Genomic DNA, 4,132 nt, shown 5'->3' with positions numbered 1-4,132 from the left:
GGCAAGAGGCGCCCGAACAGCGTCTCCTCCGTGAGATCAACAGAAACCCCCTCCAATCCGAACACCGTCAGCTGAAATCAACGAACGAATGACCGGCAGGCCGTCAGCACCAGATGTGGTGGGTGCCGGACTCAGGGGGATAAGCCTTGCCGGTGAATTTGCTGTTGTGGGAGATATGCGCACTGGAAGCATTACTCCAATAAGATTCTTTCTTCCAATAAAGGACAAATCTACCGAGCATCTGAGGAGAATAAGCGTCACCGTAACAATACGGTTTAAAGACGTTTTTGGTATACCGCAAAAAGAGATCGCCAATTTCTTCGTTCTTACAGAAGTGCCCGTCCGTTCGAAAGTTGGGATGATTTTGGATGATGATAGTTGGATGGATGAAGTCTTTCCTCTCCCCCCGCACTTGAGGGGGACGCACAAACAAGAGGGACGATCCCATGACGGCGATGACACCTAATGCCGCTACTACCCTCCTACGCATCACTCACCCCTTCCGGGGTTGGTGCGCTTGATACATAACTCCGCAAATATCCTCGGGGGTGAGGCGCGTCAGCGCCGGGGGGGCCGACAGCCCCCCTTTGCGAATTTTCGCAGAAGACTCGGGCCCATCACCGCGCGAGCACCAGCTCCGCCCGCAGCCCGCCCAGCTTTTCGCTCTCGCCCAGTCGCAATTGCCCGCCGTGGCTGCGCGCCACGTCCGCCGCGATCGACAGGCCCAGCCCCACGCCGCCGCCCCGGTTGGGGTTGCGCGCGGCGTCGAGCCGGGTGAAGGGCCGCATCGCCTCCTCGCGCCGTTCGGGCGGGATGCCGGGCCCGTCATCCTCCACGGTGATGCGCACCTGGCGCTCGGTCAGCACCGCGCTCACCTCGACCTGGTGGCCGTAACGCACCGCATTTCCGATCAGGTTTTCCAGTGCCCGACCCACCGCCTGCGGCCGCAGCATCGCCGCGCCGCTGCCCTCGCCCGGCCCCAGCACCACCGGCTGGCCCGCCCGCTGCGCGTTCTCCACCGTCCGGCGCACCAGCTCGAACGGGTCGGTCGCCACCGCCTCCTCCAGCGCATCGCCGCGCGCGAAGGCCAGGAACGCGTCCAGCAGCCGCTCCATGTCGTCCACATCGCGTTTCATCGCCGCCGCTTCGGCCTCGTCCTCCAGCATCGCCAGCCCCAGCTTCAGCCGCGTCAGCGGGGTGCGGAGGTCGTGGCTGACCCCCGACAGCATCAGGGTGCGCTGTTCGATCTGCCGCTCGATCCGCGCCCGCATCTCCAGAAACGACAGCCCGGCCGCCCGCACCTCGATGGCGCCGCGCGGCTTGTAGGGCACCGACCGGCCCTTGCCGAAGGCCTCGGCCGCCGCCGCCAACCGGGTGATCGGCCGCAACTGGTTGCGCAGAAAGAGATACGAAATCAACGTCATCAGGAACGACGTGAAGATCATCAGCACCAGCAGCTGATGCGGGTTCGACGCCGAGACGCGGCTCCGCTCGAAGCTGACGCGCATCGGCCCCCAGCGGGTCGTGATGGTGACGTCGACAGCGGCGGGATCGCTCAGCAGATCGACGCCGGTCACCCCCGGCATCCCTGCGCGCAACGTCCGGATCATCTCGCGCCCCGACAGGTCGATCCATCCCCGCCGGTCGCCCGCATAGGCCGACGCCGGCAGATCGACCGTCATCTGCAGGGGTTGCGTCAGCGCGCGCGCCTGCGCCACCGCAACAGCAATGTCGTTCGCGCCGTTGACCTTGTCCAGCAGATAGCCCACTTCAATCATGATGTTCCCGGTCATCTGCCGGGTCACGCCTTGGAATTGCCGCTGGATGAAGACGACCGACACGACAAGCTGGATCGTGACCACCGGCACGATCAGGATGAGCGCGGCGCGGCCATAAAGGCTGCGCGGCAGAAGCGGGTTGAGCCAGGCGGGTCGCATCCCGCAAGCCTAGCGGGCGGCCGCGACGAGAGGAAGCGCAAGATGACGGATGCCCAGGCTGGCGCCGAACCGGGCCGCGCGGTGCGGCTTGCCCCCGACCTGCGCCGGGTGGTGGCGCCGAACCCCTCGGCGATGACCTTCCGCGGCACCAACAGCTTCCTGCTCGGCCGGGGCGAGGTCGCGGTGATCGACCCCGGCCCGGCGATCCCCGCCCATCTCGACGCGCTGCTCGCCGCGCTGGAACCGGGCGAGCGGATCAGCCACATCTTCGTCACCCACAGCCACCTTGATCACTCCGGCCTCGCCCGGCCGCTGGCCACGGCCACCGCTGCGCCCGTCCATGCCTTCGGGCCAAGCGGCGCCGGGCGCAGCGCCGCGATGACCGCCTGGGCGGAGTCCGGCGGCCTCGGCGGCGGCGAGGGGATCGACACCGCCTTCGCCCCCGACCGCCTGCTTGGCGATGGCGAGACCGTCACCGGCGCGGGCTGGCATCTGACCGCGGTCTGGACCCCCGGCCACATCGGCAACCATCTGTGCTTTGACGCCGGTGGGCGGGTGTTCTCGGGCGATCATGTGATGGGGTGGTCCACCAGCCTCGTCTCGCCGCCCGACGGCGACATGGGGGCCTACATGATGTCGCTGGAGCGTCTGGCGGCACTGAACGCCGCGGTGCTGCATCCGGCACATGGTGACCCCGTGGCAGACCCCGCCGCCCGGATCGCCGCGCTGACCGCGCACCGCCATGCGCGCGAGGCCGCGATCCTCGCCGCGCTGGGCGACCGGCCGCAACCCGTGGCCACCCTGACGGCATCGGTCTACCGCGACACGCCCCCCGCGCTGCACCCTGCGGCTGCCCGCAACGTCCTCGCCCATCTGATTGATCTGGAACAGAGAAACCTGGTTGCCCGCGACGGGCCCGCAGGCCCCGCGGCAACGTTCCGGAGGCGCTGACAGCAAGGCCCGCGCCGTCGCCGAAATCGAGCGATTGCCTCTGGACGCCCGGAAACCCGCTTGCTATAGACCCCCGGTGTTCCGGCGTAGCTCAGCGGTAGAGCAGTTGACTGTTAATCAATTGGTCGTAGGTTCGATCCCTACCGCCGGAGCCAAGAAATCAGGATAATCGAAGGATATCCATGCGGTATCTGATCACGGGCGGGGCGGGGTTCATGGGGATCAACCTCACCCGCTACCTGCTGGCGCGCGGCCATCAGGTGCGCAGCTATGACATCGCGCCGTTCGACTATCCCGAGGCGGCGCGGATCGACGTGCTGCAGGGCGATATCCGCGACCGGTCGCTGCATGCGCGAGCGTTCGAGGGGATCGACGTCGTCGTGCATTGCGCCGCCGCCCTGCCGCTGTGCCCCCCCGAAGAAATCATGTCGACCGATGTCGAGGGCACGCGCCGTCTGCTCGACACCGCGCTGGCGGTCGGGGTGGGTCGATTCATCCACATCTCGTCGACGGCGGTCTACGGTGTGCCCGACCACCACCCGCTGGTCGAAGACGACCGGCTGACCGGCGTCGGGCCCTATGGCGAGGCCAAGGTGCAGGCCGAGGCGCTGTGCGTGGCGTATCGCGCCAAGGGGCTGTGCCTGCCGGTGCTGCGCCCGAAGTCGTTCGTCGGCCCCGAACGGCTGGGGGTGTTCGAGCTGCTCTATGACTTCGCCTTTCAGGGCCACGGCTTTCCCGTGCTCGGGCCGGGCAACAACCTTTACCAGTTGCTCGACGTCGAAGACCTGTGCCAGATGGTCTACCTCTGTGCCACCGAAGACCGCGAGCGGGTGAACACCGTCTTCAACGTCGGTGCCGCCCGCTATGGCACGTTGCGCGAGGGGTTTCAGGCGGTGCTGGACCGGGCGGGGCATGGCAAGCGGGTGGTCTCGCTGCCCGTGGCCCCGGCGATCTGGGCGCTGAAGCTGCTTCAGGCGCTGCACCTGTCGCCGCTGTACCCCTGGATTTACGAGACCGCCGCGAAGGAAAGCTTTGTCAGCATTGACCGGGCGGTCAGCCGTCTGGGCTATGCGCCGCAATCGTCGAACGACGAGGCGCTGATCCGCAACTACGACTGGTATGTGGCGAACCGCGACCGCATCGCGGCGCGCGTGGGAACGACCCATCGGGTGCCGTGGAAACGCGGGGCGCTGGCCTTGGCGCGCTTCGTGTTCTGACCGCGGCGGGCGGCGACCGGGACGGCC

Annotated in this window: 4 protein-coding genes and 1 tRNA gene; 4 read left to right on the top strand and 1 reads right to left on the bottom strand. The window is 67.3% G+C overall.

Annotated features, from left to right (window positions below; all coding sequences use genetic code 11):
* Positions 1-88 precede the first annotated feature (88 nt).
* Entirely contained in the window at positions 89-466 is a 378-nt protein-coding gene (locus AC11WY_RS19150) for a hypothetical protein (RefSeq protein WP_482928452.1), read from the top strand.
* A 151-nt stretch (positions 467-617) separates the two neighbouring features.
* On the opposite strand, the gene AC11WY_RS19145 is transcribed toward AC11WY_RS19150, so the two are convergent.
* Positions 618-1,937 carry an ATP-binding protein gene (locus AC11WY_RS19145; protein WP_482928450.1) on the bottom strand — a complete coding sequence of 440 codons (1,320 nt, stop codon included), beginning with the start codon at positions 1,935-1,937 and terminating at the stop codon, positions 618-620.
* A gap of 42 nt (positions 1,938-1,979) precedes the next feature.
* On the opposite strand from AC11WY_RS19145, the gene AC11WY_RS19140 reads away from it, so the two are divergent.
* The 3 genes from AC11WY_RS19140 (at position 1,980) to AC11WY_RS19130 (ending at position 4,105) form a co-directional block, all read left to right on the top strand.
* Positions 1,980-2,888, top strand: coding sequence for an MBL fold metallo-hydrolase (locus AC11WY_RS19140; RefSeq protein WP_482928448.1), 909 nt, complete (start codon positions 1,980-1,982; stop codon positions 2,886-2,888).
* Positions 2,889-2,968: 80 nt separating this feature from the next.
* Positions 2,969-3,043, top strand: a tRNA-Asn gene (locus AC11WY_RS19135).
* Between the two features lie 27 nt (positions 3,044-3,070).
* Positions 3,071-4,105 carry an NAD-dependent epimerase/dehydratase family protein gene (locus tag AC11WY_RS19130; protein ID WP_482928446.1) on the top strand — a complete coding sequence of 345 codons (1,035 nt, stop codon included), beginning with the start codon at positions 3,071-3,073 and terminating at the stop codon, positions 4,103-4,105.
* Positions 4,106-4,132 lie beyond the last annotated feature (27 nt).

Source organism: Solirhodobacter sp., assembly GCF_964715405.1.
The sequence above is the reverse complement of the archived record's forward strand: the minus strand, read 5'-3'. Positions and strand labels throughout refer to the sequence as shown.

Coding starts and splice junctions, on each gene's coding strand:
- AC11WY_RS19150 (WP_482928452.1), top strand. CDS start 89: ATGACCGGCAGGCCGTCAGCACCAGATGTGGTGGGTGCCGGACTCAGG.
- AC11WY_RS19145 (WP_482928450.1), bottom strand. CDS start 1,937: ATGCGACCCGCCTGGCTCAACCCGCTTCTGCCGCGCAGCCTTTATGGC.
- AC11WY_RS19140 (WP_482928448.1), top strand. CDS start 1,980: ATGACGGATGCCCAGGCTGGCGCCGAACCGGGCCGCGCGGTGCGGCTT.
- AC11WY_RS19130 (WP_482928446.1), top strand. CDS start 3,071: ATGCGGTATCTGATCACGGGCGGGGCGGGGTTCATGGGGATCAACCTC.